This is a genomic window from Streptomyces macrosporus, from assembly GCF_039533145.1.
Classification (GTDB): domain Bacteria; phylum Actinomycetota; class Actinomycetes; order Streptomycetales; family Streptomycetaceae; genus Streptomyces; species Streptomyces macrosporus.
On the sequence record NZ_BAAASZ010000028.1, the window covers coordinates 56,151 to 70,483 of the forward strand.

The following is a 14,333-nucleotide window of genomic DNA, read 5'->3' on the forward strand; positions in this document are numbered from 1 at the left end:
GGCCGACAGGGCGGGCACGTCGGGGGCGGCACCGGAGCGGACGGCCCAGAGCGCGGCGGCCGGGCCCAGACGGTTGGCCACGACGGCGGCGTGCATCCAGTGCGTGTCCGTCCGCACGTGGTGCGGGCGGACCCACTTGGCCACCCGGCCCCCGAACTCCTCCCGCGCGAACCCCTCGACGGTCCGCACGACGTACCCCTCCTGGCGCGCGGTGTCCAACCTCAGCCCGCGCAGGGCCCGTTCGTCGAAGACGCCCCGCCACAGCACGCGCGGCACCGGCACGCCCAGCCGCCGCAGGAACCGGACCGTGCCGTCCCAGTCCAGGCAGCGGTCGTCGTCGTCCCAGACGGAGAACCCGTAGAAGTAGCCCTCCAACTCCTCGTACGCGATCGAGTGCCGGGCGAAGACGTTCTCCCCGCACACCCGCCACCCCGGCGGTATCGCCGCGCCGATCCGCCCCTGCAACGCCTTGACCCAGGCGCGCGAGGGGTGGTGGGCGGAGTCGAGCGACCGGGCGTGCGTCCCGTCGCGGTAGAGGGTGGTGTTCTCCCCGTCGAGCTTCTCGGTGACCACGACCTCCCGGCCGCGCAGCCCCGACAGGTCCCCCGCCCGCACGTCGTCCGGCGACGCCCCCGGCGACCACGGCAGGTGCGGCGTACGGGGGTACGGCACGCGCATGATCCGCTCCTGGCAGGGCTGGTGGGACGCGGGCCACTGTAGGAGGGGCGCGGGAGCGGACTCCAGCGAATAACCGCCGGTCGGCGGGGGCTTCTGCGGGTTACGAACCGCCGCCGCGTCCCCGGTCCGCCGCCGACAGGGCCTCCGGGCCGACGAGCGCGGCGGAACCGGTGGCCGTGCAGGCGTGGGCGCCCGCCACCGTGCCCAGGCGGACGCACTCCAGCGGGTCCCGGCCGGCGAGCCTGCCGTACAGGAAGCCGCAGACGAACGCGTCGCCCGCCCCGTTGGAGTCCACCACCGGCGCCGGCGGGACGGCCGCCGGGACGTGGCGCGGGTCGGGGCCGCCGTTCCGGGTGAGGAGGTGGGCGCCGTCCGCGCCCGCCATGGCGACGACCGCCTCCGCCCGGCCCTCGCGGAGGATCTCCCGCATCAGCGCGGGCGTGTCCTCGCCCGCGCCCGCCGCGCTGAGGAAGACGAGGTCGGAGCGGAGGGCGAACTCCCGGTGGTGCTCGGCCAGTCCGTCCCAGTCGTGCAGGTCGGTGGAGACGGGCACGCCGAGTGCCTCGATGTCGTCGTAGAGGAAGCGGGCGAAGTGCGAGATGGACAGGTGGACGTGGCGGGTGCGCCGCAGCCAGGGGAGGTAGGAGTCCCGGGGCATCCGCAGGTCGGCCGGGTCGCGGCCGTCGTAGAAGGACATCCGGCGGCCGGTGGCGTCGACGAGGTTCACGGCGCGGCGGGTGCCCGTGGGGGAGTGGACCGGGACGAACTCCACGTCCCCTTCGGCCAGTCGCTCGCGCAGCAGGGTGCCGAGCCGGTCGTCGCCGACGAAGTCCAGCAGCGCCACCCGCAGGCCGAGCGCCCGGGCGCCGAGGGCCACGTACCCGCCGGTCTGGCCGGGGTGCTCCTCGATGGGCCCGACGTGGACCGAGTCGGCGAGGGGCACGGGCAGGGCGTCGACGCGGACGACGGTGTCCACCCCGCTGCCCCCGACCACCAGGACGTCGTACTCCGCGTGCCGTCGGACCGTCACTCCGCCTCCTCGCTCCCGTCACCGCCACCCAGTATGGGCGCGCGGTCCGAGCGGACGCCGCACCGGGCAACTCACGGGAGGAACGCCCCTTTTGGTGTGCCGAATATCGGTTCCCGATGACCGCTCATGGCAAAAAACCTGTCAAGCACCTGTCAATGACGCCCAGGGGATGACACTCTCTCGAACGAGTCGCCGCGTGTCGAAAACACGATCGACTCCGCGTGCTCCGGCCTGTCCCCCGACGTGATGCCCCGACACGGCCATGGACGCCGCGCCACCGATGAACGGACCGCCCCACGCGGTTCTGTACCGAGGAGACCGAGTGACCCCTCCCCCCACCACCCGGAAGACCACCCTGCGCATCGCGATACCCGTGGCCCTGGCCGCCGTGGCGCTCGCCGGGGTGCAGGCCGGACCGGCCGGTGCCCGACCGGCGCCGGAGCCCGGCGCCCAGGCGGTCGAGCTGACCCCCACTCAGCGGGCCTCCGCCGTCAAGGCCGCCCAGGCCGAGGCCGCGACCCAGGCCGACGCGCTCGGCCTGGGCGCCAAGGAGAAGCTCGTCGCCCGTGACGTCGTCAAGGACGCCGACGGCACCGTCCACACCCGCTACGAGCGCACCTACGACGGGCTGCCCGTCCTCGGCGGCGACCTCGTCGTCCACGAGAAGAAGAACGGCACCCGCGACGTCACCAAGGCCACCGCGGCCCGCATCACGGTGGCGAGCACCAGCGCGGACGTGTCCGCCGCGGCGGCGGAGAAGTCCGCCCTGCGGGCGGCCTCCGCGCAGGAGACGGCGGAGGCCGAGGCCGGGGACGCCCCCCGCAAGGTGATCTGGGCGGCCGACGGCAAGCCGGCGCTCGCCTGGGAGACCGTGGTGACCGGCGTCCAGGAGGACGGCACCCCCAGCGAACTCCACGTCGTCACCGACGCCCGCACCGGGAAGAAGCTCGCCGAGTGGGAGGGCGTGCACACCGGTACCGGCGAGAGCATGTACAGCGGCCGGGTCACCCTCGGCACCAGCGGCTCGGGCAGCTCGTACACGCTGACCGACGCCGCCCGCGGCGGTCACAAGACCCACGACCTGAACGGCGGCACCTCCGGCACCGGCACGCTCTTCACCGACGCCGACGACGTCTGGGGCAACGGCCTGGCGTCCAACCGCCAGACCGCCGGTGTGGACGCTCACTACGGCGCGGCCCTGACCTGGGACTACTACAAGAACGTGCACGGCCGCAACGGCATCCGCAACGACGGAAGAGCGGCCTACAGCCGCGTCCACTACGGCAACGCCTACGCCAACGCCTTCTGGTCGGACTCCTGCTTCTGCATGACCTACGGCGACGGGGCCGGCAACTCCAAGCCGCTGACGTCGATCGACGTCGCCGCCCACGAGATGACCCACGGCGTCACCTCCAACACCGCCCGCCTCAACTACAGCGGCGAGTCCGGCGGCCTGAACGAGGCGACCTCCGACATCTTCGCGGCGGCCGTGGAGTTCCGGGCCGCCAACAGCACGGACGTCGGCGACTACCTCGTCGGCGAGAAGATCGACATCCGCGGCAACGGCACCCCGCTGCGCTACATGGACAAGCCCAGCCGCGACGGCAACTCCAGGGACTACTGGTCCTCCACCCTGGGCAGCGTGGACGTCCACTACTCCTCGGGCCCGGCCAACCACTTCTTCTACCTGCTCAGCGAGGGCAGCGGCGCCAAGACGATCAACGGCGTGAGCTACGACTCGCCCACCTACGACGGCAAGGCCGTCACGGGCATCGGCCGCGCCAAGGCCGAGAAGATCTGGTACCGCGCCCTGACCGTCTACATGACCTCCACCACCAAGTACGCGGGCGCCCGCACCGCGACCCTGTCGGCCGCCGCCGACCTGTACGGCAGCGGCAGCGCCGAGCACCAGGCCGTGAACGCGGCCTGGGCGGCGGTCAACGTCAAGTAGCGCGCGCCACACCAAGCCACACCCGGAGGGTCGCGCCGTCGTCCGGACGGCGCGACCCTCCCCCCTTTCCCGTGGCCGCCGGCGCCCTTGTGCGGGCGGTGGCCCCTCGCTAGGTTCCGCGCCGATCCGTTGTCGATTCGTTTCAGCCACCGACGGGCCCCGGCGGAAGGGCGCACACATGACGCACCCGGGCAGGCGGGCCTCCACCGCCCCGACGGAACCGACGCCGCCCGGCACCGCACCGGCCTCCTCCTCCTCGGACGTCGAGTCCCCGGCCGTGGTGGGCGACAACCTCCCGGCCTTCCACGAACGGCTCAAGGAGGAGCTGACCTTCCCGCTCGCCTGGGGCACGTCCCCGATCCGGGACTTCCCCACCTGGCGCGCGACCGCCCGCGCCACCGTCGAGGCGCACCTCCTCCACCCGGCGGACGACTCCCCGTTCGACGCGGAGACCGTCGACGAGCGAGTGGAGGAGGGCCACCGCCGGCGGATCGTCCACTTCGACGTGACACGCTTCAGCCGGGTACGCGCGACGATGCTCCTGCCGGAGGGCAGGGGCCCGTTCCCGGCGGTCCTCCTGCTGCACGACCACGGCTCGACGTTCGACATCGGCAAGGAGAAGCTCGTCCGCCCCTGGTACGACGAGGCGAAGCTGTCGTCGGCGCGGGCCTGGGCGGACAGGTGCTTCGGCGGACGCTTCGTGGGCGACGAACTCGCCCGCCGCGGCTACGCGGTGCTCGCCGTCGACGCCCTGGGCTGGGGCGACCGCTCCGGACTCGCCTACGAGGGCCAACAGGCCCTCGCGAGCAACCTGCTCCACCTCGGCTCGTCACCGGCCGGCCTCATGGCACGGGAGGACCAGCGCGCGGCGGCCTTCCTCGCGTCCCTGCCCGAGGTCGACGGCGACAGGGTCGCGGCGCTGGGCTTCTCCATGGGCGCCTGGCGGGCGTGGCAGGTGGCCGCGCTGTCGGACCACGTCCGCGCGGCGGTCTCCGTCTGCTGGATGACCGGCCTGAAGGAGATGATGGTGCCGGGCGACAACACCCTGCGCGGCCAGTCCGCCTACTTCATGCTCCACCCCGGGCTCTCCCGGCACCTGGACATTCCCGACGTGGCGAGCATCGCGGCCCCCAAACCGATGCTGTTCTTCAACGGCGGACGGGACACGCTGTTCACCGCCGCCGGCGTGGAGACGGCCTACCGGAAGCTGCGGGCCGTCTGGCGCTCCCGACACGCGGACGACCGGCTCCGGACGAAGGTGTGGCCGGAGCTGGGACACGTCTTCACCCGCGATATGCAGGACGAGGCGTTCGCCTGGCTGGACCGGTGGGTGGGCCGCGCCCGTCGCTGAGCCGGGAGCGGCCGGGGCCGGAGCGAGCCGGCGGAAGGCCCCGGGGCGAACGCCGCGCCGTCGCCCGGGATCGCGGCCCGGCCGCCGAGCGATCGGGTCGGCGGCCGGGCGTCGCGCGGGCGTCGCGGCATCAGGAGGCGATGTGCTCCCACTTCCGGGTCTGCGCACAGTCCTCGAACCCGAAGCGCTTCGCCGCCGAGCCGACGGCCTTCGCCGCGTCGTGATTGACGCCCGCCTGCAGGATCACCACCAGGTCCATTCCGGGCCGATAGTTTTGGAGTTGGCTCCTCAAATCGTCCAGGCCGGTGATGTACTCGCCGAGCTTGTCCAGCCAGCCGTTCAGCTCGGCCCGACCGGTTTCCGGCTTGGGCATCTTGCGCACGTGGCTGCGCAGGTCCTTCAGGAGGGCCACCCGTTCGCGCAGCTTCGACACCGACTCGACGCCGATGCCCTCGCCGTACGCGAGGTCGCCGGCGAACCGCTCGTTGATCGTGCGGCATCGCTCGTCGGTGCTCTCGATCAGTTCCTGTTTCGGCGAGGAGGAGCAGCCGACCACGGCCGGCACCGCGAACACCACGAGCCCCACGACGGCGGCAGCCGCCCGGTTCATTCCTGTCATGCCGGTTCGGTTGCCTACCGCGGCGATGTACAACCGTCGTCGGCACGCGTGAACAAAACCGCATGGGGCGGGAGCCACCACCGTGGTGCCGCCCGGGAGACCCGGGAGAGGGGCTCCGCAAGTCCTCGCCCGCCCACTCCTCGGAACCACTTCCCTCCGGGAGCACGGACCGGCGACCCTTGGAGAAAAGCATGTGAAAACTGAGTCAAAGGCATTGACGTCCGTGAACGCGTGCGTAGGCTGATAGTGGTCGACACGTCGTCGGCCCAAGAGGGTTCTCGGGGGTGGGTCTGGATGAGCGGAACCAGGTGCAAGCGGTGCGACCTCCTCATCGGCATGGGGTGCGCCTGTTCGTCCCGCAAGAACGGCGGGCAGGGCGAGAAAAGGAGCGGTTCCGGGGGGAAGCGCCGCCAAGAGCAGCCGGTGACGGTCCGACGGATCGCGAAGACCACGACCCGACGGAACGGAGGGCGCCCGTTCCCCGCGTCCGCGGTGTGGTCCGACGCGCTCGCGTACGACGACGACCGCGAGGCCGAGGCGTCCCGGGAGGAACTCCGCGACATCACGGAACGCGGCACCAGCGTCCGGACCGTCTCGGGCGGGCTGCCCACCCTCGGCCGCCGACGCTGACCGTTCCCGGCGGGCATCCCGACGAACCGCGTCGATCGAACCCGCGCCTCACCGCACGGCGAGCAGGACGAAGAACAGGGTGGAGCCGCCGAGGGCGACGGCCTGGACGGTGAAGACGATCCACGCCCGCGCCCGGGCCGCCGGCACGGCCGTGACCACCGCGCCGACCGCACACGCCACGGCGGCCTTCCCCGCCATGCCGGCCGCCGCCTCCCGGTCGGGCACGACGTCGAAGCCGTAGGACACGGCGGTGAGGTAGAGCAGCACACCGACCAGCGCGGCGTCCAGCAGGAACAGGAGCACCGCCACCAGGGCGTCGGTGCCTCGGGAAGCCCTCGTCCGGGCCGTGCTGTTCATCCCCCCACCGTGCCGACGAACCGTGGCCGGAGGCATGAGTAGCCGTACTCGGTTCCCCAACAGGCCACGGGCGGAGCACCTGAGCGTGCTCGGCCGGAGGCTTGTCGAATTCGTCCGCGGAAGGCCACACCGCCTTTTGGGGCCTGACCGGAAAGCTCCACCGTCTTCCGCCACACGATTACCCTTGATCACATCGTCATCGCGGCCCGACGGGCTTCCGCTCCACTCCCGTGGAGTTTCGAAGGACATGCCCCCACCCGCACGAGTTCTTCCGTGCTGCCTGGGGGCTTTCCTTGCTGTTCCGTGAGTCCGCCGAGACGATCGCCGTCATGGCGTTCGACAGCTCGCTCTTCCTGCGTCTCACCGAGCAGTTCGTCCACACGCACGGCCACCGACCAGGCCTCCCCGAGGTCCGCTCCTGGGAACGGAGCATCCCTGTGTTGGCCACGGCACTCACCGAGGCCGGCCTCGGTGGCGTGGAGATCATGCTGGAGTACGCGCTGCCGCTGAACAGCAAGCGCGCCGACGCCGTGCTCGCCGGAGTGCACCCGGTCACCGGAGAACCGTCGTACGTCGTGGTCGAGCTGAAGCAGTGGAGCCAGGCCACACCGGACGAGGACGACCCGACGCTGTGCCACATCGACGCGTACGCTCGCCCGGTCCTCAACCCCATCGAACAGGTCCGTCGTTACTGCGAGTACCTCGTCAACTTCAACGGCGCGGTCGCCGAGCACCCGGAGCGCGTCAGTGGTGTCGCCTACCTCCACAACGCCACCGAATTCGGCGTCAGCGGCCTGCGCGAGATCGAGACCGACGACCGGGGACAGCTCTACACCGCCGGGAGCCGGGGGGCGTTCATCGACTACCTCCGCGCCAAGCTGAGCACCGAGCACCCGGGCGCCCGCGCGGCCGACGAACTCCTCTCCGGCAAGGCGGTCCCGTCCAGGCAGCTGATGTCCGTCGCCGCCCAGGAGGTGCGCGAACGCGAGCAGTTCGTCCTCCTCGACGAGCAGCAGGTCGCGTACCGCATGGTGCTCAACGCCGTGCGCAGGGCCAAACAATCCGACCACAAGGAGGTCGTGGTCGTCACCGGTGGCCCTGGCACGGGCAAGAGCGTCATCGCGCTCTCTGCTCGGCGAGCTGTACCGGCAGGGCGTCCCCACCCTGCACGCCACCGGCTCCCAGTCGTTCACCAAGACCATGCGCAAGGTCGCGGGCGCCCGAAAGCGCGAGGTGCAGGACCTGTTCAAGTACTTCAACAGCTTCATGACGGCCGAGAAGAACTCTCTCGACGTCCTGATCTGCGACGAGGCCCACCGCATCCGCGAAACCTCCGCCAACCGCTACACCAAGGCCGAACACCGCACCGGCAAACCGCAGATCGACGAGCTCATCGATGTCGCCCGCGTCCCTGTCTTCCTCCTCGACGAGCACCAAGTGGTGCGGCCCGGCGAGATGGGCACGGTCGCGGAGATCATGGCGGCCGCGGCCAGAAGGAATCTCACCTGTCACGTCATTCCGCTGGACAGCCAGTTCCGCTGCGGCGGCAGCGATGCCTACCTGCGGTGGGTGGTGCGGCTCCTCGGCCTGGAACCGGGCGGCCCGGTGGTGTGGGAACCCGACGGTCGGATGCGGCTCCTCGTCGCCGACAGCCCCCAGGAGATGGAAGCGTTCCTGGAGGAGCGCCGTGCCCAGGGCTACGGCGCCCGCATATCCGCCGGCTACTGCTGGAAGTGGTCGCCGGAGCCGAAGCCGGGCGACCCGCTTCCGGCGGACGTGGTGATCGGCGACTGGGCCCGCCCCTGGAACCTGCGCGGCGACCGTTCCGTCTCCGGCGCGCCCCCGGCGGCGCTGTGGGCCACCGATCCGGCCGGTTTCGGGCAGGTCGGCTGCGTCTACACCGCGCAGGGTTTCGAGTACGACTGGTCGGGCGTCATCATCGGCCCGGACCTGGTCTGGCGCGGCGACCGGTGGGTCACCGACCGTACGGCGTCCAAGGACCCGGTGTTCAAGAAGTCCACACCGGATGCCGACGTGGACCGCCTGATTCGCAACACCTACAAGGTGCTGCTGACCCGCGGCATGGTCGGCACGGTGGTCTACTCGACGGACCCGGAGACGCAGGAGAAGTTGCGGGAACTCGTCGGAGAGAGGCGAGAAGTGGCCGCAGTGTGACCCTTCGGCGGAGCCATGCCGTCGAGCAGGCACGGCGAACCGAACATCCGCACCGTGAAGAAGCAGGAACCGGTGCTCGTACGCAGGACCGGTCGTCCGGCATCACCTGACCGAATCGCGGCCCGACGGGCTTCCTCCGACAGGACACGCCCCCACCCGCACGAGACCACTCGTGTTCTGGGGGAACCACCTCGTGTCCATGCTCTTGCTGAAACTCTCGGCCAGGGACCTGCTCGCTCTGAACGAACGGCGCAGAATGGTGCCTCACCTCGCCGCGAGGTGGAAGCGCTTCCGGGGCAGCGAGGCATCGGAGGGCGAAAGCTCGGCGTGGGCGGAGAGTCTCGTCACCTTGGCCGAGGACCTGGTGGCGGCCGACCGTGGCAATGTGGAGATGATCGTCGAATGCGCGGCGACGACCGAAGAGGACGACCGTCCCGGTGGGCCTCGCCTCATCGACGTGGTCCTGGTCGGCCGTCATCCGAAGAACGGACGCATCTCGGTCCAGCTCGTCGAGCTGAAGCGGTGGTCGACCGTGACCAGGGTGGAGGAGGCCACGGCCGAGATGGTCCGCGTGCCGGGGCTGGGAGAGAAGAACGAGAAGAAGAAGCACCCGGTCGTGCAACTGCGCGAGTACCACCATCTCTTCACCGGTGACAAAGGACCGCTGAACGGGCTGTCCTTCGAGTGCGGCGGCTTCGCCTACCTGCACAACGCGTCCGACGAGTCGGTGAAGCCGCTGTTCGACATCGACGTGCCCACCGGGATATACGCCCGCACCTACACGAGTGACGGCCGGAAACAGCTTCTACAGGACATGCGCCGGTATTTCGCGGAAGACGGCGGTGCCTCGGAGGCCGAGCTACTGCTGCAGCGGATGAATCTGCGGAACACGCCCCTGTTGGACGCCATGATCAACTCGCGTGGCGAGGACACCGTGTTCACGCTGCGCGGGGCACAGAGGGAAGTGGTGGAGGACGCCCTCAAGGCCGCGGCCCAGGTTCTCGACCCTCCGGAACAGACAGCTCTTGTTGACAACCCGAAACGAGCTGTGTTCCTGGTGACCGGTGGTGCCGGCACCGGGAAGAGCGCGATCGGTCTGGAACTCAAGGCGCGCTTCGAGGCCGAGGGGCGGAGTGTCAAGTACGCGAGCGGTTCGGGCGCCTTCAACAGTGCCATGCAGGAACACGTGGGCTACGGCGACAGGGAGTTCAAGGAGAGTTTTACCTACTTCAGCAGCTTCGTCACTCCGCCCGAGCCCCCATTGGACGTGCTGATCTGCGACGAGGCACACCGAATTCGGGCGCGTTCCACCAATCGGTTCTGGCCACAGGAGAAGTGGGGGAAGAAGCCCCAAGTGGACGAGTTGTTGGACGCCTCGCGGCTGACGGTTTTCTTCCTGGACGAGGGGGCAGTCTCTCAGGCCCGACGAGGTGGGCACGGTGAAACTGATCGAGGACGCCGCGGAGCGCCACGGAACCACCGTGCGTCGATACCACCTGCGGGAGCAGTTCAGGTGCGGTGGGAGCGACGCCTACTTGCGCTGGGTGCACGGCCTTCTGGAGATGTCGGGAGAGGAACCGAGGGAGTGGACGCCGGACGGACTGATGCACGTCGAGACCGTCGACACCCCCGAAGAACTGGAGCGGATCATCCGGACGGAAGCCGCCGCCGGCGCGTCGGCGCGTATGGTCGCCGGTTTCTGCTGGCCCTGGAGCGAACCGCAGGGCGATGAACTGAGACTCGAACCCGATGTCCGCATCGGAGACTGGCACCGCCCCTGGAACGCCAAGGGTGACAAGTACTGCGAGGGTGGTGAGGTTCCTCCTTCCGACATCTGGTCGGTTCATCCGAACGGGGTCGGTCAGATCGGCTGTGTGTACACGGCGCAGGGACTCGAATGGGATTGGTGCGGCGTGATCATGGGGGACGACATGGTGCGCCGCGGGGACCGGTGGGTGTTCCAGCGGGGGAAATCCCGGAAGGACGAGACGGGGCTCAGGAGGGTTGCGGTGCCCGGCTCCCAGGACCCGAAGGTGAACGTCGGCAGTCTGGACGACGACGAGTTCGAACGATGTGTCCGCCATGCCTACCACGTGCTGCTGACCCGCGCGAGCCGTGCGGCGGTGCTCTACTCCACGGACGAGGAGACAAGGGCCTATCTGAAGAAACTCGTGGGGGAGGTCCGACTCGACGGCCTCCGTCCCACTTGGGGCAACCTTCCGCCGGAAGCACGTGTTCCGCACCAGAGGCGCCCCAAGCGCAGTGGGAGGAACAACCGTGGCTCGGGAAAGAACGTCAAGAAGGGTCGAGGGCGGCAGGGAATGCTGTTCTGAAGGAAGGATTCCCGGTCGCGGGATCGCCTCGATCCAGTAAGGGGCGGTGGGCTCCCGGACCCGCCGCCCGTCCGGCTCAAAAGAGCCAATGCGCTGCCGCCGCCAGCGCATCCAGCACGAGACCGGAAATGATTCCGGCGACGGTACCGACCAGGACCTCACGGCCCCAACCACGGCGCGCGGGCTTGTACTCGACAGGGTTCATACAGGACCACTCCTCGGCGTGAAAGTGGTGCGACAGGGGTTGCCCCACCGGGGCATCCGCCCTCACGCGAGGTGAGGTCCATGGTGGATCCGTCGTCCCGTGCTCACGGCCTGGAAGTGGTTCGCGAACTCCGCACTCGTACCCTCCGGGAAGGCGCGCGGCGCGAAAGAAGTTTATCGCATGGACACTTGGGGTACTGCTGACATCCCGTCGGGTGGGAGCGGTGAACGGGTACCGGGATTCAGACGGCTGAGACGCTGCCGGAATCAATTCCTCCGATTTCTTTTCCTGCCTTGGTGTCTGTTCTCAGCGGAACGCTGCGGACGGATGCGTGGCCCTATATGGGAGGAATCCGGTCCACCGGGCCGATCTGCCGGCCGGCAGGTGGCCGAGCAGCAGGGTCTCGGCCCGGGCTGTCTTGCCCACCGGCAGGCACTCGCCCCGCCGGAGACCGCGATGCGCAGCAGACCACGTCGGGGACGGTCACAACTCGAAGCCCAGCCCGAGCATGTGCCCGTGCCGCACCGGAGCGTGGAGGTTCCGACCGCGTACGCGCCCGTGGAGGCGGTGCCGTCCGCCGGTCCCGCAGCGATCCGCCCGACCGCGAGCGGCAGGGCGAGCGGCCTTCCGGCCCGGTGTGATGGAGAGGGCCCACGTGTCGGCGGACGGATGTGTGGAAGGTCTCCGGTGGTCCGTGGCGCGGCAGGTCACACGGGCGGGCCCGATCGGAGGGCGGTGAAGAGGCCCGAAGTCTGCCGACCGACGCGGCGTGCCGGCTGGGCGTACTCGGTGGTGGATCCGGGCCGGCTGACGGGCGCGGTCGGGAGCGGGGGCCCCGGCGGCCACACGGTGTCGTGCCCCCTGTCGGGTGCCGCGGTCCTGGGGAGGCAGCGTCTACGGCCGTGCCGGGAATTCCCCGCCCGTCTCCGTGCCGCCGATGCGTTTGCGGATCCCCTCGGGCAACGGGTACGAGACCTCCCGCGGAAGCCCGGACGCCGCCTCGTCGAGACGGCCGGCCTCGACGTACCGTTCCACGGCTCCTCCGAGAGGCCGACCTGAATGGCGCGGTGAGGCAGGGGTTGAAGCGTGACCGAACGTACCGGCGGTGAGCGCGGCCCAGCGCAGGTCTGGCAGCCGAAGAAGGACTCTCCCAGCTGTCGACCCAGGTCCGTACGCGGGAGGGCCCGGCCCGGGTGACGTCCCACCACTCCCACCCCCTGGAGTCGTCATCGAGGTCGAACCGGTGGAGCCAGTTCTGGAGCGACCACGGCCGGCCCCCGTGTGGGCCTCGTACGCGGCACGCCCGCTCCTCGCGAAGTCCGGAGCCCCGTCCCCGCCCGGTGAGCAGGCCGCGACGAACCAGTCCGGTACGCCCTCGGTGGGGAGTTCGCCCTCCTCGAAGTCCGCGGTGACCCCCTGGCTCACCGCGGCCGAGAGCACCGAGCGCAGCCGCTCGGCGTACCGGGCCGGATCACCGGAAAGGTCCACCGTGAACTCGCAGAGGACAGGTGGCCGATTCGTTGGTCGGGCGGCTCCGAGGACGCTCGAACTCCGCCTCCAGGCTTTCCTCGCTGTGCATCATCGGGTGAAGAATCACCCTTCTTGAATGACACACCCCGATCCGGGGAAAGCGCCACCGCCACCGGCGGCCCTCCAGCCGTGTCGGCGGAGCCATGTCTCGGCCTCTGCCGAGACATGGGGCAGGGCTGCGTCGTTCTCGCGGGGTGTCCGATTCGATCACCTGACGTCCAAGGTGGCCGAGGGCCCGGCGGGGCTGCGGACGTGGCGGCGGAGGCCGGCGGCGAGGCTTGCGCGGCCGGTGAGCCGGAGGACCAGGGGTCACGGTTCGCCAGCGTTGATCCCTCGGGTGTGGGCCCGCGCCTGTTCTTCCAACGCGTTCCCGAAGGCAAGGTCGTCAAGAATCGGGGGCACCTTGACGTGCGGGTCGGCACCGGACTCGTGGGTGAGGAGCGCCTGGCCGCACTCGAGGCCGAGTGCGCACGCCTGGTCGCGCTCGGCGCGGTACGCGAGCGGCTGCTGTACGACGGCAACGACTCGTGCATCGTGATGCAGGACATCGAGGGCAACGAGTTCTGTCTCGACTGAGCGTCCCCCGAGACGGCGAGGTGGGGAGCCCTCTCCCTTTGACTGACGACGGTGCCCTGTACCAGGAGAGGGGAAATGACACCAGGGCCTCCCCCAGGCATAGCGGTCCTCCGCCGGACCCCGTTCGCCGGTCATGAGACTCGACAACGCCTGCGCCTCGCCGACGCCCAGGAAGTACGGTCCCATGAAGTGCAGACAGAAGAACCGGCCGAGACCGTCGACGAGCACCAGCCCGTTCTCGACGGTCCCGTACCCCACAGGGAAGAGTTTCCGCCCCAGCCCCCTGCTTGTTTTCCTGAATTTCTCTGCCTCCGTGCACGGGAAAGCAATCAGTCAGCGGCACGCAGGAGCTCGACCCTGTGTTTATCCAAGGGAAAACGAGAGGACAGGATTTCGGAACGCACCTCTCCCGTCAGTGCAGCCGCAAGGAAATCGGCGCATCCCATCTCGAAGTGCTCCCAACCTTCTCCGCGAGCTTCCCGGATCATGACGGTCCAGTTGTCCGGGTCTTCTCCGGGAAGTACCAGCCAGAAGAGTACCTCTCCGTTGTCGGTGGTACCCCAAGGGGCCAGTCGACTTCCTTCCGGTTGGAGCTGGACGGGCTTTTCCTCGAATTCCCAGTCCTCTTCGAGGATCTCGCTCTGCTCCCGCTCCCACTTGATCATGTCATAGTGGACATTCGAGCATTCCGGTTCAAGGATGTAAAGGTAGTCGTCCCAGTGGCTTCCGCCGTAAGTCTCGATGAGTTCCTTGTAGTCCTCCGGCAGCGAGAATCCGATTTCCTGCTGGTGGGAATCCCAGTCCTTCCGCATGGGGGAACCAGGAGGGACGACGATGGATGTAAGACGATTGATCTTGCCGCTCATCACAGAACCTCGTTTGGTGCGGTTTTCTTGGC

General features: G+C 69.5%; 11 protein-coding genes and 4 pseudogenes. 7 read left to right on the forward strand and 8 right to left on the reverse strand.

Translation table 11 applies throughout. The features are described from left to right. The coding region (locus tag ABD335_RS21035) for an RNA ligase family protein (RefSeq protein ID WP_344325851.1) at positions 1–678 on the reverse strand (678 nt) is incomplete at its 3' end. 100 nt (positions 679–778) lie between these two features. Beyond that, positions 779–1,708: a carbohydrate kinase family protein gene (locus tag ABD335_RS21040; RefSeq protein WP_344325854.1), complete on the reverse strand. Its 930-nt coding sequence runs from the start codon at positions 1,706–1,708 to the stop codon at positions 779–781. 322 nt (positions 1,709–2,030) lie between these two features. On the opposite strand from ABD335_RS21040, the gene ABD335_RS21045 reads away from it, so the two are divergent. Both ABD335_RS21045 and ABD335_RS21050 read left to right on the forward strand, forming a co-directional pair. Further along, positions 2,031–3,659, forward strand: a complete 1,629-nt coding sequence (locus tag ABD335_RS21045) for a M4 family metallopeptidase (RefSeq protein ID WP_425583694.1) — start codon at positions 2,031–2,033, stop codon at positions 3,657–3,659. A 178-nt stretch (positions 3,660–3,837) separates the two neighbouring features. Continuing rightward, complete coding sequence (locus ABD335_RS21050) at positions 3,838–5,010, forward strand: dienelactone hydrolase family protein (protein ID WP_344325859.1); 1,173 nt, start codon at positions 3,838–3,840, stop codon at positions 5,008–5,010. 130 nt (positions 5,011–5,140) lie between these two features. Here ABD335_RS21050 and ABD335_RS21055 read toward each other — a convergent pair whose 3' ends face one another. Then, a complete protein-coding gene (locus ABD335_RS21055) occupies positions 5,141–5,662 on the reverse strand; it encodes a hypothetical protein (RefSeq protein ID WP_344325862.1) in 522 nt (173 codons plus the stop codon). Positions 5,663–5,923: 261 nt separating this feature from the next. Between ABD335_RS21055 and ABD335_RS21060 the strand changes: the two genes are divergently transcribed. Next, positions 5,924–6,259, forward strand: coding sequence for a hypothetical protein (locus ABD335_RS21060; protein WP_344325865.1), 336 nt, complete (start codon positions 5,924–5,926; stop codon positions 6,257–6,259). Positions 6,260–6,307: 48 nt separating this feature from the next. On the opposite strand, the gene ABD335_RS21065 is transcribed toward ABD335_RS21060, so the two are convergent. Next, positions 6,308–6,616 carry a transporter gene (locus ABD335_RS21065; RefSeq protein ID WP_344325868.1) on the reverse strand — a complete coding sequence of 103 codons (309 nt, stop codon included), beginning with the start codon at positions 6,614–6,616 and terminating at the stop codon, positions 6,308–6,310. Between the two features lie 293 nt (positions 6,617–6,909). Here ABD335_RS21065 and ABD335_RS21070 point away from each other — a divergent pair. From ABD335_RS21070 to ABD335_RS21080, 3 genes and pseudogenes are all read left to right on the forward strand, one after another. Then, a pseudogene (locus ABD335_RS21070) lies at positions 6,910–8,791 on the forward strand (DNA/RNA helicase domain-containing protein). 907 nt (positions 8,792–9,698) lie between these two features. Further along, positions 9,699–10,136: pseudogene (locus ABD335_RS21075) on the forward strand (DNA/RNA helicase domain-containing protein); the annotation flags it as partial. 94 nt (positions 10,137–10,230) lie between these two features. After that, complete coding sequence (locus ABD335_RS21080) at positions 10,231–11,124, forward strand: DNA/RNA helicase domain-containing protein (protein WP_344325871.1); 894 nt, start codon at positions 10,231–10,233, stop codon at positions 11,122–11,124. Between the two features lie 76 nt (positions 11,125–11,200). Here the strand turns inward: ABD335_RS21080 and ABD335_RS21085 are convergent, their stop codons facing one another. Next, positions 11,201–11,329 carry a DUF6408 family protein gene (locus tag ABD335_RS21085; protein ID WP_344325874.1) on the reverse strand — a complete coding sequence of 43 codons (129 nt, stop codon included), beginning with the start codon at positions 11,327–11,329 and terminating at the stop codon, positions 11,201–11,203. Positions 11,330–12,223: 894 nt separating this feature from the next. Further along, entirely contained in the window at positions 12,224–12,364 is a 141-nt protein-coding gene (locus tag ABD335_RS21090) for a hypothetical protein (RefSeq protein ID WP_344325877.1), read from the reverse strand. Positions 12,365–13,153: 789 nt separating this feature from the next. Here ABD335_RS21090 and ABD335_RS21095 point away from each other — a divergent pair. Next, a pseudogene (locus ABD335_RS21095) lies at positions 13,154–13,435 on the forward strand (VOC family protein); the annotation flags it as partial. Positions 13,436–13,573: 138 nt separating this feature from the next. On the opposite strand, the pseudogene ABD335_RS21100 reads toward ABD335_RS21095, so the two are convergent. Beyond that, positions 13,574–13,768: pseudogene (locus tag ABD335_RS21100) on the reverse strand (SUKH-3 domain-containing protein); the annotation flags it as partial. Continuing rightward, a complete protein-coding gene (locus tag ABD335_RS21105; protein ID WP_344325880.1) occupies positions 13,765–14,301 on the reverse strand; it encodes an SMI1/KNR4 family protein in 537 nt (178 codons plus the stop codon). The gene ABD335_RS21105 and the pseudogene ABD335_RS21100, both read right to left, overlap by 4 nt. Positions 14,302–14,333: the final 32 nt, after the last annotated feature.

What these genes read in the sequence shown, in the direction of transcription:
- ABD335_RS21050 (WP_344325859.1), top strand. Translation starts at nt 3,838, where the DNA reads ATGACGCACCCGGGCAGGCGGGCCTCCACCGCCCCGACGGAACCGACG.
- ABD335_RS21060 (WP_344325865.1), top strand. Translation starts at nt 5,924, where the DNA reads ATGAGCGGAACCAGGTGCAAGCGGTGCGACCTCCTCATCGGCATGGGG.
- ABD335_RS21065 (WP_344325868.1), bottom strand. Translation starts at nt 6,616, where the DNA reads ATGAACAGCACGGCCCGGACGAGGGCTTCCCGAGGCACCGACGCCCTG.
- ABD335_RS21085 (WP_344325874.1), bottom strand. Translation starts at nt 11,329, where the DNA reads ATGAACCCTGTCGAGTACAAGCCCGCGCGCCGTGGTTGGGGCCGTGAG.
- ABD335_RS21105 (WP_344325880.1), bottom strand. Translation starts at nt 14,301, where the DNA reads ATGAGCGGCAAGATCAATCGTCTTACATCCATCGTCGTCCCTCCTGGT.